We start from the raw sequence: 23,473 nt of genomic DNA on the forward strand, positions 1-23,473 counted from the left end.
AATAACTTCCTTTTTGACTTAATACTAAAGAATATTATCATAGTTACAACTATACCATTAAATTTTTATTAATTATTTAATAATTAGGACTCTAAAATAGAAATTTGACTTTCTTTACATATTGCTTTATCCATGCTCTAATAAAGTCAAAACAAAGCAATCAAGAACATATATGAATAAAATAATCTTATTTTGTGCACTTATATTTTCATTTTCTATTAGTATTTATGCAAAACCATTAATTCTTCCAAAGAATACTATAGCTTTTTCTAGCCCTCAAGGTCAAAAACTACTAAAGACTGCTCCAGAAAAATATTCTCAACAATATTGGCAACTCGCGAAATACTTTACTACTGAAAATGGCACTACCTTTTGTGGACCCGCTTCAGACGTTATGGTTCTTAACGCTTTAGGTATAGAGCCAGCTTTAGCTCCAGCACATATGCAATACTCAATATTTGATCAAAATAATATTTTCTATAATAAAGATTTAATAAAGGATAAAATAACTCCTCAATTTGTATATGCTAGAGGTCTTACTATCGAACAAACAGCAGAAATAATAAATAGACAAGAAACAGTAGGTGTAAAAGCAAATGCAATAGTTACTCATGCTAATGAATTTTCAAATGAAAAAGTGTTTAAAAATGAACTTCTAGATAGCATGAAAGATGGTAAATATATAATAATCAACTATAAGCGCACAGATATGGGAGCTCAAGGTGGCGGTCATTTCTCTCCATTAGCAGCATATAATCCTAACGAAGATATGTGGCTACTTATGGATGTCGCTAGATATAAATATCCTCCAGCATGGATCAAAACTTCTGACCTATATAAAGCAATCCAAGCTAAAGATTCATCTTCAGATAAGCCTCGTGGTGTTATTATTGTCTCAAAGGAGGCTAGAAGTAATTAATTTAACCAAACATATTTTTTAAAGCTGAAAGACTTTGTTTTGAGTTTTCTTTGCGAGTTTCTGCACATTCTTTCTCTGTACCTACCCAATATAAATCCGTTTCTGGTAGTTCATCGATAAATCTACTTGGTGTTGAGACTTGTTTCTCACCAAATTTTTTTCGATGCTTAGTCATTGTTATAGTTAAGTTTTCTTTAGCTCTTGTAATGGCTACATATGCAAGACGTCGTTCATCCTCTATAGACTCTTCCTCTATACTTTGCTGATGAGGTAATATTCCCTCTTCCATACCCATTATATAAACCTTTCTAAACTCAAGTCCTTTTGAAGCATGCATAGTTATTATCTGAACTTGATTGTCATTTTTATCTTCATTATCCCTATCTAAGATATCAATCAAAAGCATCTTGTTTAGCACTGAGGATAATGACTCAAGTCCATTATAAGATTCATCTAGTTGATTAACTATCCAGTTTATAACCTCCATTACATTAGCATACCTAAACTCAGCCTGCTTCTCAGATGAGCTAGAATCAATTAGCCACTGTCTATATGAGATATTATCAATAAATGTATGTAAGATCTTTTTTAACTCTACTGCTGAAATGCTTGAAACAATTTCTTGTTGAGTATTCAAAATCAAGCTTTTAAAGTTTAGCAATTTCTTTTTTGTAAATTCACGTATTTCAAAATGCTCTAGATTATATAAAGTATGGAAAAAGCTACAGTGATGCTCACTAGCATACTCTCCTAACTTATGAATCGTAGCACTACCAACCTCTCTTTTAGGAGTATTTACCACACGTAAAAATGCCCTATCATCATCAGGATTAACTATTAACCTTAGATAAGAAATAATATCTTTTATTTCAGTCTTTGAGAAAAATGAACTCCCTCCACTTATAGTATATGGAATCTTATGCATCTGCATATATCTTTCCAAAAGATAAGCTTGATAGTTACTTCTAATCAAAATTGCATAATCCGAATTTCTAGAGTTAGTTTTTACCCTATCAAAAAAGATATCACTTGCAATAAATTGAGCCTCATCTTCATCATTTATTAAACTAATTATTTTTATTTGCTCACCATAAGTTTTTGCAGACCATAACTTCTTCTCAAAAATATGACTATTATTCTCTATTAGTTTATTAGCAACATTTAAAATCCTACCTGTTGAACGATAGTTTTGTTCTAATTTTATAACTTTAAGATTTGGAAAATCTTCCTGTAAATGGCGTAAATTTTCTGGACGTGAACCTCTCCAAGCATATATCGACTGATCATCATCTCCAACTACTGTAAATTTATTTTTATTCTGAGTTAGATACTTTAAAAGCTGATATTGTGACTCATTAGTATCTTGGTATTCATCAATTAAGATGTATCTAAACTTATCTGACCATAATTTTTGGATATTATGATGATTTCTAAATAGCTGAATTGGCTGGAATATCAAATCATCAAAATCAAATGAATTATATGATCTTAAATATTTTTGATACTCTTTATAGACAAAAGCTGCTTGCTTTTCTAAATCATCTTTGGGTTGAACTTCATCTGGTGTTAATAAAGCAGATTTCCAAAATGATATTTTTGACTGAATAAAACCTGTATTTTGTTTAGGTAATTGATACTGATCATACGCAATATCATATATTAATGTCGCTGAATCATAACTATCAAAAAGTGTAAAATTCTTCTTATATCCGAGCTCTGAAAAATGTCTTTTTAAAATAGATAGTCCAAGAGAGTGAAATGTTGAGATAACAAGACCTTTTGATTTTTCCTTATCTAAGCGGGATTTAACTCTTTCTTGCATTTCCTTAGCTGCTTTATTTGTAAATGTAACAGCCAAAATACTTTTTGCAGGGTATAGCAATTCTTCAATAAGGTAAGAAATTTTCTCAATAATAACGCTAGTTTTTCCACTACCAGCACCCGCTAATACTAATAATGGTGTACTTGTATATCTAACAGCTTCTTGTTGCTGTGGATTTAGATAGTCTAGCATCTAACTATAGTTTGGTCGTTATTCAGCTTATATTCTTGCTCTGTCGCTTCTTTATGAAAAACCACAAGCATATAGCATTCGCTATCAATAAATACTTTATTTACAACGTTTGCTAATGGTTTATTATTTTCATCTTTTAGATCAGTTTCGACAATGTTAGATTGAGATTTTACTACTGCAAGCTCTTTTTTTAGCTTAGCTTTATAGTGCATTCTAGCTATTACTTCTTGGCCCATATAGCAACCTTTTGTATAACAAACTACATTTTCAACATTATCTAACTCTAACTCAGCAGGTAAAAACTGCTCAAAATTTTGAGCATTGATAATAGCTAATTTATTAATAATATTCTCTTTTTGCACCTGCTCAAAATTACTATTAGATACTAAGCTATCTTTTTCTAAAACATCATGATTTAAAAAGCCATCTTTTGTAAAAAATAGTGAATAATTATCATTTATAGAAAAAGTAACTTTCGAGAACATACCATATTTTTTTAGCCATACTAGCAATCCGTCAACAACACTCTCTTCAACAGATAGTAATAATCTATCCTCTGCAATAAATTTAACAAAACAAAGCGAAATAATACGTCCTTTTAAATTTGCAAAAGCTGTCAATAAAATATCATTATCTTGAGATAATATATTCAAATCTGCTGTAACTAGTCCTTGTAGAAACTTTTTAGTATCTACACCATTAACTTCTAGTATTTGAAAATTATCATATTGAAAAATCATAACAAAACCTAACTATAGTAGAATATTTTAACTAGTAGATTTTAGTATATTTAAAGAAACTATGCAAAGAATGTTTAGAGTGATGCAACTAATAATTAGCGCTAGTGCCTCCAATACCAGGAGGTTGATTATTTTGTATACCACCTTGTGGACCATTTAACATCATCTGCCTATTTAATGTAGCATCTTTATCTGATACTGATAAATTATTTTGCTCTGGCGTTGTAAGATTTGCTAAATTTGGATTATCATCTTCAGAATCTTCTTTTTTAGTCTTCACATGATAGGCTTCACTATCATCAGATTTACCAAACTTTGGGCGAGAATTCTCCTGTGTTTCTGCATAATTACTATGATGCTTTCTATGCATTCCCATTGCATGAGTTTTTAAATCTTGATCTTCTTTTTCTGCTACCTTTACATTACTGTATCTTTGTGACTCAGAATTAACATTATTCTTCAAACCTGTTTTTAGATCAGGAGTTTGTGCTAATTCTGTGCCATCTATCTCACCATCATTATTAGAATCATTTACAGGGATTGCACTAAATGCTGGCACAATAAGAATGGAAGTCAATATTGATGATAATAAAATTTTTCTCATGCTAAGGTCCTTATTATATGTTTTCTTTAATAATATTTTCTAGCTCGACTGTATCTTTTGCAAACTGTCTAATTCCTTCTGATAGCTTATGAGTAGCCATAGCACTTTCATTAAGTAACCAACGGAATTTTGATTCTGTAAGCTCTGGATCTTGATTTGAAACATCTAAATTATCTGTTAAAGCTCTCTCAAGAGGCTCTTTTCTTTGCTCTAATTCCTCTAGTAGTGCTGGAGAAATTGTTAAAGCATCACAACCTGCTAAAGCTATAACTTGCTCGGCATTTCTAAAGCTTGCTCCCATCACAATAGTCTTAAAGCCATGAGATTTATAAAAATTATAAATGGCTTTGACCGAATTAACACCATCATCATCTTTAATATCAGGGAACCCTACTAAATTATTTTCTTTAATTTGCCAATCAGTAATTCTGCCAACAAATGGAGATATTAAATAAACTCCTGCTTCTGCACATGCTTGAGCTTGGGCTTTATCAAAAATTAGTGTCAAATTACAATTGATACCTTCTTTTTGCAAGATTTTAGCTGCTTTTATACCTTCCCAGGTAGCTGCTATCTTTATTAACACACGACCCTTACTAATACCTTCATCTTCGTATTTTGCTATAATTTTTCTAGCATAGTCGATCGTCTCTGCTGCATTGAAAGATACTCTAGCATCAACTTCACTTGATACTTTACCATCAATAACTTCAAGTATCTTAATACCAAATGTAACTAGTATTTCTATCAATATTTCTTTAACTAATTCATCGGTATTTAAATTTGGATTTTTTTCTTTAACGCTTTGAATAGTTTGCTTTGCTAAATCAGAGTATTTTTTGTCTTTTACTGCTTTCAAAATTAGACTAGGATTTGTAGTTGCATCAACTGGTTTATACTTTTTTATTAATTCAAAATCACCTGTATCAGCTACTACCATAGTAACTTTCTTAAGCTGTTCTAATATTGACTGTTGCATATTCTAATAAAATTTATGTCATAATTATTAGAGTATACCGTTTGAAATATATCTAAGTAAATAAGTAATCACTATTTTTTAAGATAAATATTGAGAGAATTTATGGCTAAAATACTAATTAGATTTATATTTATCTTTAAGCAATTCAAACATAGCTCTAGCAGCCATCATCTCACCTCCCTTAGGTTTCCCGGGAGTACTAGAAGCATTCCATGCCATCATATCAAAGTGTATCCAATTTGGAGCATCATCATTTTCACCAACAAAATGCTCCATAAATAGAGCTGCTTTCACAGCTCCAGCAAATGGCGATAAATCACAGTGAGAAATATCTGCAAACTCTGTTTTTAAGCTTTTTCTATAGCAATCTGCTAATGGTAATCTCCATACATAATCTTGCATAGATTCACCATATTTATAAACTTCATTAGCAACTTCATTATTATTACAGAAAAAAGCTGATATCTCTGGTCCTACAGCAGCCCTAGCAGAGCCTGTTAAAGTTGAAAAATCTATCAAATATTCCGGTTTCTTTTGAGCCTCTTCATACAAAGGTTCTACTAATATGAGCCTACCTTCTGCATCAGTATTAGTTATTTGAACAGTTGTACCGTTTTTCATTTTAACTATATCACTAGGTCTAAATGACTTAGCATCTACAGCGTTCTCAACCGTTGGTATCACTAAACTTAAATTCACAGGTAGCTTATACTTCATTATCATATATGCAAGACCTATTGCATTTGCTGCGCCTCCCATATCTTTTAGCATAAGAAGCATTGCTGCGGCAGGTTTTATATCTAAACCTCCTGTATCAAAAGTAACTCCTTTACCTACAATTGAAACTTTAGGATGTCTATTATCTCCCCAATTTAGCCTAACTAAACGTGGTGGACGATGACTACCTTTACCAACACTATATATTCCCATATAGCCTTGATTTGCAAGCTCTTCACCAACAATCTCATCAAATTCAGCACCAAATTGCTTAGCTAGTTTCTTTATAGTCTCTGATATATCAGCAGGCCCCATATCTTCAGCAGGAGTTGTTATCATATCTCTTACAATATAGTTTGCTTCTACATTTATTAAAATATGTTGATATTCTTGAGGTAAAAATAATTTAATGTCTATGTCAGATACGTTTGATTTATATCTTTCAAACTTATAACACGCTAATGCAAATGCGATATAGTAAAGATTTAAATCATGGATATCTGAGTGCTCTATATGATAATCGCCAGATGGTAACTGTGTAGGTAAATCAGCAACACTAAACATAGACTTTGATACCAAGCAGATAACTTTATCGACATTACCATCTGAGTTAGGAGCCACAAAAATAGTCTTGTTATTGTCAAACTGCTTTACAAAGTTTTGTAAAAAGCTACTTTGTTGTTTTAACCAATTAGCAAAGTTATCTTTTTTAATTAAAAAAATAGGTAAAGAGCTTGAATCCTTATCTTGTGAAAAGCAAGTCAATTTTGTTGATATATACATTTTTTATAACTCCACATCTTGATCTAAGATTAGCCAACTATTAAAGTCTTGAACTGTACTTGCTGTTAAAATACCAGCAGTTTTATAAAGACTTAAAAAACCCATGACATAATCAAACTCAGCATTATTTAGCTGAATTAATCTTTTATAATAATCATTTAATAGTATGAAATACTGCGTAATAGTTGTTGTACCCTGTTCATATCTTTGTTTATACTTTTCATAAGCTATTCTAGCCGCCGCAACACCTTTACGTAGATTCATAACTTCTTTTCTTTTTAGCTGTACAAATCTAAATGCATACATCGCATCATTTTCAGCAACCCGTCCTGTTTGAATCATATTAAACTCAGAAGATTGATAATCATATGCTGCTTTTTTAAGCTGAGCATAATTGGTTCCACCAGCAAATATGTTCCAAGTTAGATTAAGCCCAAAATAAAAGGCATTTACAGTGCCTTGAGAAGGTAATACAAAATCATAAACAGGGTTACCTAATGAGCTTACTTCATTAAACCCAGGAGAATATTTAACTTCAAAATTAATCTTTGGCATGAAAGTACCTGTAACTGACTGATAATCATAATACTTACTTTCTTTAGTATGCATAGAACCAAGGTATGAAGGATTGCTTCTCATCGCAAGCTCTTCCCAACCTTCTTCTGTATCTGGAGATGGGTTTTTAATTTTAAACTTATTGCTATATAAAACTACATCATCCATATTATTTGTAAATTTCTGTAATTGGGCTCTAGCTACTTTTTGTTCCCTCTTTGCTGCTGCATAATCAGCCTGAGCTATATAATAGTTAGCCTTTGCTGTTTCATAATCTGCAATATCAGCAACACCTGAATCATATTTATTTTGTAACTCATTATAACTTTGTTTATTGGATTTTAAGTTATAAGAGTTGTACTGAACATTTTTTATAGCCTTTGCCAAATTAAAATAAGCATAACTAACATCATATAAGAACTGCTGATAATTTGTTCTATAGTCTTGTTGTGCAAATTGAGCAGTCTCTTGAGCTGATTGTAGATCTTTATAAGCACCATAATCAAATAATGGTTGAGTTAATGTAACTAGCCCCTCTATTCCATTGAAGCTACCCGTACCTAAATCTCCACCATCATTTCCTTTATGCTGTAATATATCTCCAGCAGTTATCGATCCTCCAATATCTACCCTTGGTAATAATTTACCTAGCTGAATAGCTGGACTCATTTGTTGAGAATCTAATTGATAACCAATATATTTATACTGTGGTGAATTTTTTACAGCTTGCTTAATAGTCGTAGTATAGTCAGACACAATACCTTTAGCATAGCCAAAACTACAAAAAAATATGCCTAAAAATATTGATAAATATCTACGTGTTATTTTCAAAATATTACTCTTTTATACTTTTATAAATGAATTCTTCAACCTCAGCTAAAGCAGTATTGATATTTGCCGAGTTACTACCACCACCCTGAGCCATATCAGGACGACCTCCACCTTTACCATCAATATAGCCACTAAGCTCTTTTGCAATATCGCCAGCATTTATTAGTGCGGTTAAAGCTTTACTTACACCAATTACAAACTGGACTTTTCCTGAGTTTATAGTGCTTAAAACAACGACTATCTTATCATCTTTAGATTTATAATCATCTATTTTTTCACGCAAAGTTTTTACATCTACGCCTTCAATATTGGCAACTACTACAGTTTTATCACCATATTTTTGTTCTTTAATATCACTACTTGATCCTGATAATAAATCTTTCTTTAATTTAGCAATTTGTCTCTCTTGATTTTTAACTTGCTCTAATAAAGATTTAAGCTTATCAAAAACATTACTATCATTTGCCTTTAAAGACTCTTTGATAGTCGCAATTTTATTTTCCATATCAAAAGTATAATCTATCGCCTGTTGTGTAGTTATTGCTTCGATTCGCCTAACTCCAGAAGCAATACCTCCTTCTGAAATTATCTTAAATAAGCCAATATCTCCAGTACGGCTCACATGAGTACCACCACAAAACTCTATTGAGAAATCACCCATCACTATAACCCTAACTATATCACCGTACTTCTCACCAAAAAGAGCTTCTGCGCCCATATTTTTAGCTTTTTCTTGAGAGGTCTCTATAATGTTGACAGAATAATTTAGTCTAATCTGCCTATTTACCAAAGTTTCAATTTGTTGAATTTGATCTCTAGGAATAGCTTTATCATGAGTAAAATCAAATCTTAGTTTTCTTGCATCAACTAATGATCCTTTTTGCTCTGCATGATTTCCTAATACAATTTTTAAGGCTTTATGTAACAAATGTGTCGCACTATGATTTGCAGCCACAGCTAATCTTTGATGATCATTTACTCTTGCAGTTACCTCATCATTTACACGCAAAGTTCCTTTAGAGATTTCACCTATATGTAAGATAGCATTACCAGAATTTTGCACATCTTCAACAATAAACTCTACACCAACTCCCTCAAGGATACCTTTATCACCGATCTGACCGCCAGATTCAGCATAAAAAGGAGTTTTGTCAAGAATTATAACAGCTTTTAAATGCTCTGTTAAACTATCTACAGCATTCCCACCTTGATAAATCTCAAGAACTTTAGCATCTTCTATTAAAGTAGAGTATCCCTTAAATTCAGTTTTAACTTGTGAGCTAATTACATTGTTATAATCAATATTAAATTTACCAGCATCTTTTGATCTTTGTTTTTGCTCCTGCATTAGTTTTTGGAAAGTAGATTCATCAACTTTTAAACCTTTTTCTCTCGCCATATCTGCAGTTAAATCTAAAGGGAAACCATAAGTATCATAAAGTTTAAAAGCAACATCTCCAGAAATCGTATTACCTTTTAAGTTTTCTATTTCTGCTTCAAATATTTTTATACCGTTCTCAATAGTTTTTAAGAAAAGCTCTTCTTCTTTTATTAAGGTTTTTTCTATAAGTTCTCTTTTTTCTATAAGCTGTGGATAGGCTTGTCCCATTTGATTAATCAACTCATTAACAAGCTTATAAAAAAATACATCATTCGCACCTAACTTATTACCATGACGAATAGCACGACGAATAATTCTACGTAAAACATAGCCTCTACCTTCATTAGATGGTAAAACGCCATCAGCTATTAAAAATGCGCATGAACGAATATGATCTGCAATTACTTTTAATGATGCTGAGTTATTATCAGTAGTATTTATAATTTGCTGAGCCTTTTTGATTAGTGCCTGAAATAGATCTATATCATAGTTATTATGAACATCTTGAAGAACAGCTGCTATTCGCTCTAATCCCATACCTGTATCAACTGATGGTCGAGGTAAATCTGTAGTACTACCATCAGCATGACGATTATATTGCATGAATACAATATTCCAGATTTCAATATATCTATCACCATCCTCTTCAGGAGTTCCTGGTAAGCCTCCAGCGACATCCTCGCCATGATCATAAAAAATCTCTGTACATGGTCCACATGGTCCTGTATCTCCCATTGACCAAAAATTATCAGCTGTATCTATACGGATAATTCTTTCTTCGGCTAAGCCAATATAATTATGCCAAACATCAAAAGCCTCTTCATCTGTAGCATATATAGTCACCCATAACTTATCTTCAGGAAGTTTGATTTCTTTAGTCAAAAATTCCCAAGCAAACTCAATAGCTTCTTTTTTAAAATAATCACCAAAACTAAAATTACCAAGCATCTCAAAAAATGTATGGTGTCTTGCAGTATAACCAACATTGTCTAAATCATTATGTTTACCACCAGCTCTTAGACATTTCTGTACAGTTACTGCACGAGAAAAATCTTTTCTCTCAGCCCCTAGAAAAACATCTTTAAATTGAACCATCCCTGCATTTGTAAAAAGCAGAGTATCGTCACCAAATGGAATTAACGATGAGCTTGGTTGATGAGAATGATCTTTTGACTTAAAATAATTTATAAACTTATTACGTAATTCTTTAGTAGTAATCATGATTTACCTTTCAAGTAGATGTGCTACAGGTTTCTTAATTAAATAAATATAAAACAGACAATATTATAAACCATTTTACTAAATAAAATAAACTCTACTGATCGCATTTAACTATAATTACATATATAATCTTGTCTATATCGTTATTTTAAAATCCTTAAAATGAAGAAAAATAAAAAAAGTAAGATTCTAGCTATTTTAGTAACAGTGGCTATACTACTAATAATAATTGCCTCAACAGGATATTATTTTCACCATAAATCAGTATTAAAAAAACAAGAAGAAGCGAAAAAAGCTGCTGAACTTGCAGCTATGCCTAAACCTTCAAGCTATTGTCTAATGACATATGAAATATCTACAGATAACGGAAAAACATGGACTAAAAAAATCATAAATAATGGACAGAAAACAATATATAAAGCAGAGTGTTGGAAAAAATATCTCGAAATTATGAAAGATTTTCAAGCTAAGAAAACAAAAGATGGCAACTGGATAGGTAAAACAAAAGATGGCAAACAAATATCTAAGCCTTCTCTACAAATATCAGACCAACCTTTTGACCCAAATGCTAAACAGCCAAAACCAAAGCCTAAAGAAGATCAAATTAATGACTACGAAGCTAACCTACAACCTTCAAGTTAATTAATTATTTGAAACTTTTTGGTGATATTTTTTTATAATTTTATTTTTTATATCTGCATTTTCTAAAGAGCTAAAATTCTCTAAATAATTCTCACTCTCAACTAAATTCCCTTCATAAAGGAATCTTAGACTATTTTTACATTTCAAGTCCTTAGGATAAGAGTTCTTTTTTATTTGATACCATGCAGATAACCTACTTATATCATCAGCCGAAACTATAAATAGATGCTTTTTAACCCGAGTAATAGCAACATAGAATAATCTTCTCTCCTCTTCAAGGATATCATCCGAGACTTTGGTATTTTTATCACCGAAAAACCCACCTTCTGTTACATCATGAACTACCACATAGTCCCACTCAAGACCTTTTGCCCTATGCATTGACATTATTTGAATTTGATCTGGATCATTACTATCTTGTTGGTTTGATTTAAGATAAAGATTATGTAGTAACTCAATAAATTCAACTAATGAGCTTTTTTTACTTTTAGCAAAACTAGCTATACCATCTATAATCTGAAGCTTTGACTTACTTGAATGGGTTTCCCCTGAAACTTTAGAAATTTGCTTTTCTAAGTCTAGATTTTCCAAAATAAAGTTTATTGCCCGATCAGATTTCTTTATTCTAGTATTGTTAAAAATAGTTCTCCAACTACTGGCAACTGCTAATATATTTTTTTCTTTAAAAGGCTTATCTACTGTTTCTGTAAGATCTGCTATTGAAGTCATTGCTTGTGAGACATCTTTAGCTATTTCTTGTGCTAATTTTTGCTTAGTATCTTTTTTTAAGTATAGTGATGGATAATCTAGCATTGATTTTATAAATTCAACACGCTGTTCTATAGTATGCTTTTCAAAACCGTAACCTTTGTTAAATAACATCAAATAGCCATATATTGCTTTAAAAAGATTCTCGCTAAAGATATTTTTATCAGCAACAACATTATATGCTAAATCATTATATAAACAGCTAAGCTCAAAAACTGTTGTCGAATTATATTTTCGCACTAATATAGCAACCTGATCTGCTTTTACACCACTATCAATCAAAGCCTTTAACTTTAAAACAACTTTATCACTATTATCTAAAATACTAATATCTGTAGTTTTATCTTTTAGCTTAGGATATGTTATACAGAGATTATCATGACGCTTCTTATTATTAGTAATAATATTGTTTGCCATAAGAGACACCAAATCTCCATAGCGAAAAGTGTAAGATAATTTATATTGCGTTACATTTTTAAAATCTTTTTTAAATCCCTCTAACATATAGTAAGGAGTTGACCCTCGCCATTGATAGATAGTTTGATCAACATCTCCAACAGCCATTACATAGGTATTATCGCCAACCAAGCATTTTAGAAAAAACTGCTGTGCTTGATTTATATCTTGGTACTCATCGATAATTATATATGAATATAAGTTATTTGCTCGAGCCACACTTGAACTATCTTTTTCAAATAGCTTTGCTGGCAAATATATCATATCATCGTATGTAATTGCTTTTTGCTTTTCACATTCTTTATTAAACTCAACAAAAATTTTATCTAAAAGCTTTTTTTCTTTCGCATTTAAATCTTTTATTCTTTGATTATTTAAAGCAAGATCTGATTTAAGAAGTGAAATATACTCTTTAAAGTTCTCCACTCTTTCATTATCAATATCTTTAGTTATTTTAAATTCTTTTTGGTATAGTTTTAATAGTTTTTGGATAATACTATCAATTTCATATTCTTTAAGAATTTTTTCAATATTTACATAGCCAGCTTTAGCAAAAGCTTGTAAAAAGCTATTACCTAAAGAATGCATTGTACGAACGTTAATAAATCTAGAAATTTTAGGTTTTAAAACTTTTTTCAGTCTATTTGCAAAATCAAGTTGGGCAGACTTATTATACATTAATACCAATATTTTATTTGGCACGACTCCTTTAGATATTAAGTACTCAATTCTAGCAATAAGCGTTTGTGTCTTGCCACTACCAGCAACAGCCGAGACTAAAGCATGCTTTTTGATATCATGGTTAATGATTTTTTGTTGTTCAGATGTATATTGCATTTATTCTTGTGATGATTCCTGATCTGATTGTTTAGGAGATCCTTTTTTAGGCTCAGAAAATTTTTTGTTTGAGAAGGTTCTTGTAAGTATATAGCTAAATGTTAAAACAATCTCTTTTAAAATATTAACTACAAATTTTACTAAGACTAATACTGTAACACCTAAGTATTTAATATAACTAAATATATTTATATTTGCCTTTTTATCTTTAATAAATCTAAATGGTGCAAATATAAATAAAGCTAAACTAATCATGACGATATAAGAGAAAATTGAACCAAGCAATTGCTCATACCATTGTGCAAATCTATAAAACAAAAATAAACCAGTAGCCGTTAGAATTACTAGTAATAGAAATAAAAATAAACTTTTCTTCTTCATAGCCGCACTCCTAAAATCTTAAGTTAGATAATGATACCATTATTTTATTATAACTGAAGTTACGCACTAAATATATTTTGAGTGTTATACGTTGCGTTGAAGAACTAGGAAATAAGGTCAAGAGCTACTAGTAGCTTCAAATCTTGATAACGACGTTATTTAATGCAAATTATATCATCCAAAGGACAAAAAGCTAAGTATCATCTGACTGCGTTAGAACTTTATCACCATAGCTACTGCTATGCTAATAAAAACCTGCCTTGCATATAATACTTTGTCTTTATGCTCAAATTTATGTTTAGTGCGCAACTTCAGTTATAACTTGTGTTATAATCTTAGATCAAAATTATAGAACTTAAAACTAATTTAATATTTATGACTACAGACCAAAGGTTACATATTGTGACAGAAGCACTAGATGATCTAAAAGGATTAGACATCCAAACTATAGATGTTGAGCATCTTACAGATATGATGGATAAGGTTGTCATTTGTACAGCTTCATCAACCACTCACGCTAAGGCTCTTTCAAAGAACCTTGAACAAGAACTTAAAAAGAACAAAGTCTCTATTTTAGGTATCGAAGGTGATAATAAATCTGACTGGATCTTAGTAGATACCGGAGATATTGTAGCTCATATAATGCTTGAAGAAACTAGAAATCTATATGCATTAGAAAAACTTTGGGACATCAAACGCACTGACAGCTAATTATGAAGCTTGAGCTTTCTTTACAACAGTGGCAGAAAGTTAAAGACTACGCCTTCAACGAGCTAAACTTATCATCGATATCAAAAGCTGACTGTGATCTTTCTGAATATATACCATATTATAATCAATGGATAGAAAAAGGATATCATGCAGATCTTGATTATATGGTTAAACATGGTTCAAAAAGATATATCCCAGATGAGCTAGTTCCTGGCACAAACAGTGTCATTGTTGCCACACTAAACTATCTTAATCGACCAGTATCAATAAAATCTGAAGTCCAAAAATTAAGAACTCCTAGTAATACAGCTGATATTTCAATATATGCTCATGGACGCGACTATCATAAAGTAATGAAAAAGAAGTTACAAAGACTAGGGCAATATATTGATGAGCTAACAGGTGGACATCAATTTAGAGTATTTACAGATAGTGCTCCTGTATTAGAGCGACCTCTAGCTGAAAAAGCTGGTCTTGGTTGGCAAGGTAAAAGCTCTATGCTGATGAACAAAACTCAAGGATCATTCTTCTTTATTGGTGTTATATATAGTAATTTAGACTTATCTAAACTTCCTAACTTAGAAAAACATATTGACTCTTGTGGTAAATGCCAAGCATGTATCAAGCTTTGTCCTACTGGAGCAATACAGCCAGGAAAAATGATTGACTCTCGCAAATGTATTTCATACTTAACGATTGAGAATAAAAATGCTATACCACTAGAACTTAGAGATAAGATAGGAACTAGAATATACGGCTGTGATGATTGTCAATTAGTTTGTCCCTTTAATAACGATGCGCCGATGACAACTGAAAAAGATTTCCAACAAAGAGAGTTTTTAGTAAACAAACCTTTACTAGAGCTATTTGCGTGGACAAGAGATGACTTTGATAAATATACCCAAGGATCTGCTATTCGCAGAATAGGCTATGATGCTTGGATGAGGAATATAGCCATAGCAATAGGAAATTCACCATATATTGAGAGAAATATTCAAGCTTTGATAGCCAAAAAAGATGATTTTAGAAATAACCCTCTATTATTAGAGCATATTAACTGGGCGATAAACAAACAACAAAGATTAGCTCAAAAAGAACATAAATGATTGTGATTTATGTATTGTTTGTTAGAATTGCTAGAGAATACTTTTATAAAAACAAAGGAGAATTTGAATAATGAAATTAACTAAGACTCTACTTGTAGCTCCATTAGTAGCTGGAGCTTTAATTAGTTCTAGTTTTGCAGCAACAGATACAAAATCTAACATAAGTTACTCAGTTGGATATACAATGGGTAAAACTTTACAAGCTCAAATGCAACAAAATAACGTTACTGCTGACAATCAGCAAGTTATTGATGGTTTAAAAGACGGTATTAATTCAAAAAAACCTAAACTAACTCCTGAACAAATGCAGACGGCTATGATGGATTTCCAAAAACAAGCTATGGCTGCACAAAAAAGTGCAAAATAAGTAATTGGCTAAAGGAGTAAGAAATGACTAAGAAAAAACTTTTAAAAGCATTAGCTGTAGCAGCTATTACAACTAGCTTAGTTGCTTGTTCTAATGGTGGTAGTGATAATTCTTCTTCAACAACTAGTGCTAAGACAGGTTCGGGTTCTACAGTAGCTACAACTCAAAAAACAACTGACACTAATAGTGATAACGTTAAATCTAACGCAAGCTATACAATTGGCTACGGCATGGGATCTAGCATTGCTCAAGATCCAAATCTAAAAAGCTACGGCATATATAAAGATCGAGTGATAGCTGGGTTTGAAGATGCTATGAAAGCTAAGAAACCAGAAATCTCTGAGCAAGAGGTTAAGGATAATATGGATTCACTTCGTCAAGCGATGATGACAGAGATGAGCCAAAAAAGAGTAGCTAGCTTCCTTAAAGTTAAAGATAGTATATACAGTTCAGATTTAACACCTAAATCAGATGTTAAAAGTCCTAATGTTGTAATATATGAATTCTTTGACTATCAGTGCATGTACTGCTCAAAAGTAGCTCCTGAGATTGAAAAAATTATGAAAGATAACAGCGATGTTCAAGTTGTCTTTGGCGAATTCCCAATTTTTGGTCAAAGAGCTCCGGCATCTGAATATGCTGCTGAAGTTGGTACAGCTATATATAAGTTATATGGTGCTGATGCTTATGTTAAGTATCATAATGGTATATTTGCTACAGGCGAAGATGAAGGTAAACTTACAGATTCAACTGTAAATAAAGTAGCTACACAAGCTGGTGCAAAGGTTGATGCTGTTAAGAAAGCTATTAAAGATGATAAAATAGCAGATCATGTGAAATCTACTTTACAAATGGGCTTCAAAGATCTTAATATCCAAGGTACTCCTTTCTTAGTAGTTGCGCCACTTAAAGATGCTAATGCTAATAATACTACTGTAATTGGTGGTTATACAAGTGCAGCGAATATCCAAAAAGCTATAAATAAAGCTAAAGCTAGTGATAGTAATTCAACAGCTGCTAAGACTACCTCTACAAATCCATCTAAATAAATCTAATATTTAATTTCTTCCAAGGTATATAAATTCACGTTATAAAACAAATTTATTTGTTATAATAATATACTCTAAATTATTAAATAATCGATGTTTAAAATGTACCAGCTAAGAAAAGGTAGTAAGTACCTTGTTTTCTTTGTGGTAATCTTTGTTGCATTACCACCTTTTGCTATTGACACATATATTCCTGCATTTGGAAGTATTAGTAGTTTCTTTCAAATAGATGTTAGTATTCTATCTATAACAATCTCAACTTACCTTATCGGTTTTGGTGTCGGTATGGTTTTTTGGGGAGCATTATCAGATAGATTTGGAAGAAAAAACATACTTATCATTGGGATGCTTATATATGTATTAAGTACCATATTATGCTCGTTCACTCATAATTTCGATATGCTAATATTTATGAGATTTATGCAAGGCCTAGGAGACTCTCCTGCTGCTATAGCCGCATCTGCCATACTAAAAGACTGCTATAGAGGCCAAAAACTCATAAAAATGATGGCTACAATGGCTATGATATTTATGATAGCTCCTATAGTTGCTCCAATTATAGGAAGTGTCATTATATACATGACAGGAAGATGGCAAGATATTTTCCACTTTTTAACTATTTATGGAATCATCCTAGTTATAATATCATTTACAATACCTGAAACTCTTATGTCAAAAAATAGATCAAAGAGCTTGCCATATAGTTTCAAAGTTTATTTTAAACATTTAATAAACCCTCCATTTATAATAACTTCAATAGCTAGTGGTCTTTGCTTTGGAGCATTTTTCAGCTTCATTAGCTCATCTTCTAATTTAATTATTGGATATTATAAATTAGGATATATTGGATTCTGTATACTTTTTGCCCTAAATATCTGTGGTGTTGTATTAGCTAGTTATTATATAAAAAATAAAATAAATTCTTCTAATGAAAAATATTTTATTTTTATGAGCTATGCTTCTGTAGTTGTAATATTAATTGCTAATATTATAAGCTCAACTTACCTTAATAATATTTATCTCTTTATAATTCTGAATGCCTTTGCAACAATAAGCTTTTCTTTAATAAATATTATCACAACAACAAAAGCGATTGATTTATTAAAAGAAGGTTTTGCAGCTGGAAATGCCATTGTAAGATTACTAAGATTCATAGCAGCTGGTTTTGCTGGTTTTCTTATTAGTTTTTCATCTATTTCTAACTTAATGATAGAAATTCCTATACAACAATTAGGATTTGTAATTTTATCTATACTTATTTTTATGGTGATTAAAAATAGATTATTTCCAGTAAAAACTTGATTAGAATATTTTCTTATGTGTGTGGCAGTAAGGTAATGAACCTTGCTTCATATAGTAGTCTAAGTGATAATCTTCCGCTACATAAAAAGGCTTCATTTCTCTAACTTCTGTAACTACACTATACCCCTTATCAATTAGAGTATCTTTAATATTCTCTGCAACTTGCCTTTGCTCTTCATCATAATAGAAAATAGCTGACTTATATTGCTCACCAATGTCAGGACCTTGGCCATTAGCTTGTTCAAAATCATGAATTTCAAAGAAATACTTTAATAAAGATTCTAAACTAAGTTTTGTTTTATCAAATATTATCCTGACAACTTCTAGATAGCCTGTGTCACCATTACATACTTGTTTATAGTTTGGATATGGCTGATCCCCACCACAATAACCTGATTCAGCAAATAAAACTCCATCAAGTTTTTTCATATAGTATTCAACACCCCAGAAGCATCCTGCTGCAACTATTATCTCTTCAGTTTCACCAAAACTTTCACTCGCTATAAAATCAACAGACGCTGAGTTTACACAATAACGCGTATTTAGCTTTGTATAACCTTCGCCATGGAAAATATGCCCTAAATGTCCATCACAAGTATTACATAAGATTTCTGTTCTTCTACCATCGACATCAGGAAGTTCTTTGACATTATTATCTATATGGATATCATAACTAGGCCAACCACAAGTTGAGATAAACTTACTATCAGCTTTAAATAAAGGTGTAGCGCAGTTTCTGCAGATATATATACCCTTTTGATCTAAATCATTATACCTACCTGTAAATGGTTGTTCTGTATCTTTGTTGATTATAATCTCGTATTCTTTTGGAGTTAAACTTTTTGTTTTAAACACTCTAACACCTCTATGTATTAAATATTGTTAATAATTATTATACAAACTTTTGCAAAAGTATATTCTAATCTACAATATTTAGATGATATTAGTAGATATTTTGTAGCAAATATAGGAGTAAAAAATGAATAGTAATATAAAGCTAAAAGATTATATATTATTAGCTATATTTATAATTATAATTCTAGGTGTTGGTATGTTAGTTGGTGCTCTGACAGCTCATAATATACCGACCTGGTTTATTCATCTAAATAGCCCTTCTTTTGCTCCACCTAATTGGGTATTTGCACCTGTATGGAGTATTTTATATATTATGATCGCTATCTCAGGATGGTTAGTGTTTTTGAAAGGACAACTCAAAGAAAAAATTTTTATTGTTTATGCTATCCAGTTAGGACTTAACTTCTTGTGGAGTTTTGTCTTTTTCTGCTGGCATCAGCTAGATTTAGCATTACTAGAAATGACTATATTGTGGATTTTCCTAGTTTGGAATATAAGAATATTTAATAATATTAGTAAAACTGCTGGATACTTGCTTACACCTTATCTTGTATGGATAAGCTTTGCTTGGATACTAAATCTTAGTTATGTTGTTATTAATTAACAATATCTTTATCTGCCACAGCTAGATGTAAATAGTGTAGATGCTTATCATACTGGTTAACAATATCAGCAATTACTTGATCCTTTGAATATCCCATAATATCATAATATTGCCCACCGTGGCTTAATAAGACTTCTACTCTATTATATGTAGTATCATTTTTAGATTGATAAGTTCTTAGCATAACACTATAAACAAAATCTTCACTATCTTCTATCGATATAGTCAGCTGTATATGATCGTGATCTCTTAAAACTTCAGTATCTATACCATTTTTCTCCATTTCATCTGCAACCTCTATAACAGCGGTTGTAACATCTTTTTGTAAAAAACTAATAGCTTGATCTCTTGATGGTTTATAAGCTATAGCTTCTAGTCTTTTTTGCCAAGATGTATTTGCTTTTACATACTGTACAACAGTTGAATGTGTTTCAATACTTCTAACTCTAAGATAGTCTAATCGTAAAGATTTAACTAATGAAATACACATTAAAAATAAGATAAATAATAAAGGAAACGCACTAATTATAGTTGCAGATTGTAATGCTTGTAATCCTCCAGCAAAAATAAGTGAAATAGCCAAAAGTCCACATAATACTGACCATGCAATACGATGTATAGTTATTGATTTTTTAGCATTACCTGTTGCTAATATATCTATAACTAATGCTCCACTATCTGCAGAGGTGACAAAGAATGTAACTATCAAAAATACAGCTATAATTGAAAGGAATGTAGAAAAAGGAAAGTATTGAAAAAACTCAAAAAGAGCAACTGGAATATTATTACTAGCAGCATCAGTAAGATTTTGAGCATTAGAATTCATAACTATACTAATAGCTGAGTTGCCAAAAACAGTCATCCATAAAAATGTAAAACCAGTAGGAATAAATAAAACACCCACAGTAAATTGTCGAATAGTTCTACCCTTAGAAACTTTAGCAATAAACATACCAACAAAAGGAGACCATGCTATCCACCATCCCCAATAAAATAGAGTCCAACTTCTTAACCATTCTTGACTTTCTTTATTGTAAGCATAAAGATTAAAGGTCTGATTAACCAGAGTACTTAAGTAATAACCAATATTTTGAACATAATCTTGTATTAAACCTGTGGTATTACCAAGTAATAATATAAAAGCTAACAATAGTACTGCTAAAACTATATTAAAGTTACTTAAAAATTTTATTCCCTTATCAAGACCTAACGCTACAGATAAGGTTGCTAGAGCAACAATAAATATAATATATATCACTTGCATATTTATAGTATCAGGAAGGCCTGTTAAAAAACTAATCCCTGAACTTACTTGCATAGCTCCAAATCCAAGAGAAGTAGCAACTCCAAATAATGTTCCTAAAATTGCAAATACATCTATAGCATGACCTAAAGGACCATATATCTTATCTCCTAATATAGGATAAAGTACTGATCGAGGTAGTAATGGTAAATCATGTCTATAGGAAAAATATGCTAAAGATAAACCAACTATGACATATACAGACCATGCTTCTATACCCCAATGGAAAAATGTAGTATTCATTGCTTGCTTAACTACTTCTAATTGATCATTGGAAATATTTGGTGGTGCTAAAAAGTGCTTTAGTGGTTCTGCAACACCATAAAACATCAAACCTATACCCATACCAGCTGCAAAAAGCATCGCAAACCAAGATATATTGCTATATTCTGGTAGGTCATGTTCTTGGCCAAGCTTAATATCTCCAAACCTACTAAACATTAGAATTAAGCATAAGCAAACAAAAACACTCATAGCTAGGATATATGCCCAACCAAACTTTTCTAAAATCAAGTTTTGGACAATAGACATACAGTTAGCAAAAGCCTCCGGGAAGATAATACCTAACAATGCTAGTATCGAAGCTAAAATAATTGCCGGATAAAATACTGGAGCATATGCCCCTTTTTCTCTTTGCATAAAATCTCATATTTCTTGTTACTAGTAATTATTTAACATAGCATGTCTTTTCCTGTATATCAAAAATAGATATTTTTCTTGTTTAAAGATCATTATAAAAAACATAAAATATAAACAATAATTTATCTTAAATGATTCTAATGAAAACTCTTACACAAAAACTACATAAAGAAATAAAAAAGCTTCATACCTCTCAAGGCAGGAAAAAATCTTCTTACTATATAATAGAAGGTCTACGTTGCTGTCAAGAAGCTATCCATAGACTTCCAAATTCAGATATACATACAATAATAGTGACTGAAAAATCAGATAGTGACTTATATCCTGTAGACAAAAAATACACTATTTCTGAAAAAGATATTAATGAACTATCACAAACTCAAAATTCACAAGGAATTCTAATATTAGCTTACAAAAAAAACTTTGATGAACTTAGGCTTGATGATGATTTCACATTAGTATTAGATAGAATCCAAGATCCTGGTAATATTGGTACAATACTCCGTACAGCAATAGCAGTTGGATTAACAGAGGTAATTCTTGTCAATAGTTCTGTGGATCCATTTAATCCTAAAGCAATACGTGCAGGCATGGGAGCACAGTTTAGTTTAAGGTTTAACTATATTGATAATCTTAAAGAGCTAAAAAACATTTCAAAGCTTAAAAATCATCAAATTTGGCTAACTACTCCTCATGAAGGTGTGTCTTGCTATGATAAAAACTTTAAGTTAAAAGATAGTGTATTGGTTTTAGGTGAAGAAGCTAATGGTATCCAAGACTTTTCAGTTGGTGAAAAAACTATGATTCCTACTCTTAGTGATATTGAATCTCTAAATGTCGCTCAGGCCGCAACTATATATTTATTTGAAGGTTTAAGACAAAAACTGTTAAAATAAATGCATAAAGATATGATTTAACAAGTAAAGGGAGATATATTATGAGCAAATGTAAAACACATAAAAATCATGACCATGAACATAAAGATGGTTGTGGACATACAAAAATAAAACATGGTGATCATTATGATTACTTACATGATGGACACTTACATCACAAGCATGAGGATCACTACGATGAGCATACTCTAGATGTATCAGAAAAAAATCCAGATGGCTGTAAACCCATCAAAGATGAATGCTGTGATCATGTCCATGGTCCAAATTGTGGACATGAGTCTTTACCTCATGGCGATCATATAGACTATATCGTTGACGGTAGGTTACATCATCCACATGGCGATCACTGTGATGATCATGGACCTGTTGAAATAGTAAAAAATAACAAGAAATAAAATAAACTTCTATAATCTATTATCTTTTTCTCTTTGGTAACTAATTATTAGCTTAGTTATATCTTCACTAGATAAATCATCAAATAATATACCATTAATTGATAAGTATTCTTTAAAATCATCAACGTCAAAGTGGGGTTTTGGCTTTTTAAGCAGCTTATCCGAGAACTCTTTTAGAAGTCCATTATCAAGCTTTAAAGTAGCTAGTTTATATTTAAGATTACTCATGGACTTCTTTAGGTCTATGCTTATTATATTTGCCTTTCCCTCTGAAACTATTGATTTACTCATAACCACCCTCTCTAAGTTAGTTTATTAACTACAGCTATTCTTAAATTTAGCCTACTTGTATATTTGGCATATACATTATAAAAAGAATCTTTATATAGAAAATTTTTAAATTATCTAAGATAGATTT

General features: G+C 31.2%; 21 protein-coding genes and 1 pseudogene. 10 read left to right on the forward strand and 12 right to left on the reverse strand.

Going from position 1 to position 23,473, the window contains the following annotated elements; genetic code table 11:
- Positions 1-172 precede the first annotated feature (172 nt).
- A complete protein-coding gene (locus F3D62_RS10940; RefSeq protein ID WP_150468285.1) occupies positions 173-919 on the forward strand; it encodes a phytochelatin synthase family protein in 747 nt (248 codons plus the stop codon).
- Position 920: 1 nt separating this feature from the next.
- Here the strand turns inward: F3D62_RS10940 and F3D62_RS10945 are convergent, their stop codons facing one another.
- The 7 genes from F3D62_RS10945 to alaS form a co-directional block, all read right to left on the reverse strand.
- Complete coding sequence (locus tag F3D62_RS10945; RefSeq protein WP_150468286.1) at positions 921-2,933, reverse strand: UvrD-helicase domain-containing protein; 2,013 nt, start codon at positions 2,931-2,933, stop codon at positions 921-923.
- On the reverse strand, positions 2,927-3,673 hold the full coding sequence (locus F3D62_RS10950; RefSeq protein ID WP_150468287.1) for a YgfZ/GcvT domain-containing protein: 747 nt from the start codon (positions 3,671-3,673) through the stop codon (positions 2,927-2,929). The genes F3D62_RS10945 and F3D62_RS10950 overlap by 7 nt, the downstream gene beginning before the upstream one ends.
- A gap of 88 nt (positions 3,674-3,761) precedes the next feature.
- Positions 3,762-4,277: a hypothetical protein gene (locus F3D62_RS10955; protein WP_150468288.1), complete on the reverse strand. Its 516-nt coding sequence runs from the start codon at positions 4,275-4,277 to the stop codon at positions 3,762-3,764.
- Positions 4,278-4,290: 13 nt separating this feature from the next.
- Positions 4,291-5,256 (reverse strand): transaldolase, encoded by a 966-nt coding sequence (tal, locus tag F3D62_RS10960; protein WP_150468289.1) that lies wholly within the window; start codon positions 5,254-5,256, stop codon positions 4,291-4,293.
- A 114-nt stretch (positions 5,257-5,370) separates the two neighbouring features.
- Positions 5,371-6,756 carry a M17 family metallopeptidase gene (locus F3D62_RS10965; protein ID WP_150468290.1) on the reverse strand — a complete coding sequence of 462 codons (1,386 nt, stop codon included), beginning with the start codon at positions 6,754-6,756 and terminating at the stop codon, positions 5,371-5,373.
- Positions 6,757-6,759: 3 nt separating this feature from the next.
- Positions 6,760-8,142 (reverse strand): TolC family protein, encoded by a 1,383-nt coding sequence (locus F3D62_RS10970; RefSeq protein WP_150468291.1) that lies wholly within the window; start codon positions 8,140-8,142, stop codon positions 6,760-6,762.
- A gap of 4 nt (positions 8,143-8,146) precedes the next feature.
- Positions 8,147-10,744 (reverse strand): alanine--tRNA ligase, encoded by a 2,598-nt coding sequence (alaS, locus tag F3D62_RS10975; RefSeq protein WP_150468292.1) that lies wholly within the window; start codon positions 10,742-10,744, stop codon positions 8,147-8,149.
- Between the two features lie 162 nt (positions 10,745-10,906).
- Here alaS and F3D62_RS10980 point away from each other — a divergent pair, with 162 nt between their 5' ends.
- Positions 10,907-11,386 (forward strand): hypothetical protein, encoded by a 480-nt coding sequence (locus F3D62_RS10980; RefSeq protein ID WP_150468293.1) that lies wholly within the window; start codon positions 10,907-10,909, stop codon positions 11,384-11,386.
- On the opposite strand, the gene F3D62_RS10985 is transcribed toward F3D62_RS10980, so the two are convergent.
- Together F3D62_RS10985 and F3D62_RS10990 are read right to left on the reverse strand one after the other, a co-directional pair.
- The gene (locus tag F3D62_RS10985) at positions 11,387-13,447 is read right to left on the reverse strand and encodes an ATP-dependent helicase (RefSeq protein WP_150468294.1); all 2,061 of its coding nucleotides are present in this window, start codon (positions 13,445-13,447) and stop codon (positions 11,387-11,389) included. It abuts the gene before it with no gap.
- Positions 13,448-13,828 carry a hypothetical protein gene (locus F3D62_RS10990; protein ID WP_150468295.1) on the reverse strand — a complete coding sequence of 127 codons (381 nt, stop codon included), beginning with the start codon at positions 13,826-13,828 and terminating at the stop codon, positions 13,448-13,450.
- Between the two features lie 375 nt (positions 13,829-14,203).
- Here F3D62_RS10990 and rsfS point away from each other — a divergent pair, with 375 nt between their 5' ends.
- The 5 genes and pseudogenes from rsfS (at position 14,204) to F3D62_RS11015 (ending at position 18,363) form a co-directional block, all read left to right on the forward strand.
- The gene (gene rsfS / locus F3D62_RS10995; protein WP_150468296.1) at positions 14,204-14,539 is read left to right on the forward strand and encodes a ribosome silencing factor; all 336 of its coding nucleotides are present in this window, start codon (positions 14,204-14,206) and stop codon (positions 14,537-14,539) included.
- Between the two features lie 2 nt (positions 14,540-14,541).
- Entirely contained in the window at positions 14,542-15,645 is a 1,104-nt protein-coding gene (queG, locus tag F3D62_RS11000; protein ID WP_150468297.1) for a tRNA epoxyqueuosine(34) reductase QueG, read from the forward strand.
- Positions 15,646-15,715: 70 nt separating this feature from the next.
- Positions 15,716-16,012 carry an FKBP-type peptidyl-prolyl cis-trans isomerase N-terminal domain-containing protein gene (locus F3D62_RS11005; protein ID WP_150468298.1) on the forward strand — a complete coding sequence of 99 codons (297 nt, stop codon included), beginning with the start codon at positions 15,716-15,718 and terminating at the stop codon, positions 16,010-16,012.
- A 23-nt stretch (positions 16,013-16,035) separates the two neighbouring features.
- Positions 16,036-17,049: pseudogene (locus tag F3D62_RS11010) on the forward strand (DsbA family protein); the annotation flags it as partial.
- 114 nt (positions 17,050-17,163) lie between these two features.
- Complete coding sequence (locus F3D62_RS11015; RefSeq protein ID WP_150468300.1) at positions 17,164-18,363, forward strand: Bcr/CflA family efflux MFS transporter; 1,200 nt, start codon at positions 17,164-17,166, stop codon at positions 18,361-18,363.
- Here F3D62_RS11015 and F3D62_RS11020 read toward each other — a convergent pair whose 3' ends face one another.
- Positions 18,364-19,218: a bifunctional methionine sulfoxide reductase B/A protein gene (locus tag F3D62_RS11020; RefSeq protein WP_150468301.1), complete on the reverse strand. Its 855-nt coding sequence runs from the start codon at positions 19,216-19,218 to the stop codon at positions 18,364-18,366. It lies immediately after the preceding gene.
- Positions 19,219-19,342: 124 nt separating this feature from the next.
- Between F3D62_RS11020 and F3D62_RS11025 the strand changes: the two genes are divergently transcribed.
- On the forward strand, positions 19,343-19,822 hold the full coding sequence (locus F3D62_RS11025; protein WP_150468302.1) for a TspO/MBR family protein: 480 nt from the start codon (positions 19,343-19,345) through the stop codon (positions 19,820-19,822).
- Here the strand turns inward: F3D62_RS11025 and F3D62_RS11030 are convergent.
- Positions 19,815-21,764: a BCCT family transporter gene (locus tag F3D62_RS11030; RefSeq protein WP_150468303.1), complete on the reverse strand. Its 1,950-nt coding sequence runs from the start codon at positions 21,762-21,764 to the stop codon at positions 19,815-19,817. The two genes, F3D62_RS11025 and F3D62_RS11030, sit on opposite strands and share 8 nt — an antisense overlap.
- A 140-nt stretch (positions 21,765-21,904) precedes the next feature.
- Here F3D62_RS11030 and F3D62_RS11035 point away from each other — a divergent pair, with 140 nt between their 5' ends.
- Complete coding sequence (locus tag F3D62_RS11035) at positions 21,905-22,660, forward strand: TrmH family RNA methyltransferase (RefSeq protein WP_150468304.1); 756 nt, start codon at positions 21,905-21,907, stop codon at positions 22,658-22,660.
- 41 nt (positions 22,661-22,701) lie between these two features.
- Positions 22,702-23,055 (forward strand): hypothetical protein, encoded by a 354-nt coding sequence (locus tag F3D62_RS11040; protein ID WP_150468305.1) that lies wholly within the window; start codon positions 22,702-22,704, stop codon positions 23,053-23,055.
- Between the two features lie 9 nt (positions 23,056-23,064).
- Here F3D62_RS11040 and F3D62_RS11045 read toward each other — a convergent pair whose 3' ends face one another.
- Positions 23,065-23,346, reverse strand: coding sequence for a hypothetical protein (locus F3D62_RS11045; protein ID WP_150468306.1), 282 nt, complete (start codon positions 23,344-23,346; stop codon positions 23,065-23,067).
- Positions 23,347-23,473: the final 127 nt, after the last annotated feature.

The sequence above is a fragment of the Francisella sp. SYW-9 genome, assembly GCF_008711465.1.
Taxonomy (GTDB): domain Bacteria; phylum Pseudomonadota; class Gammaproteobacteria; order Francisellales; family Francisellaceae; genus Francisella.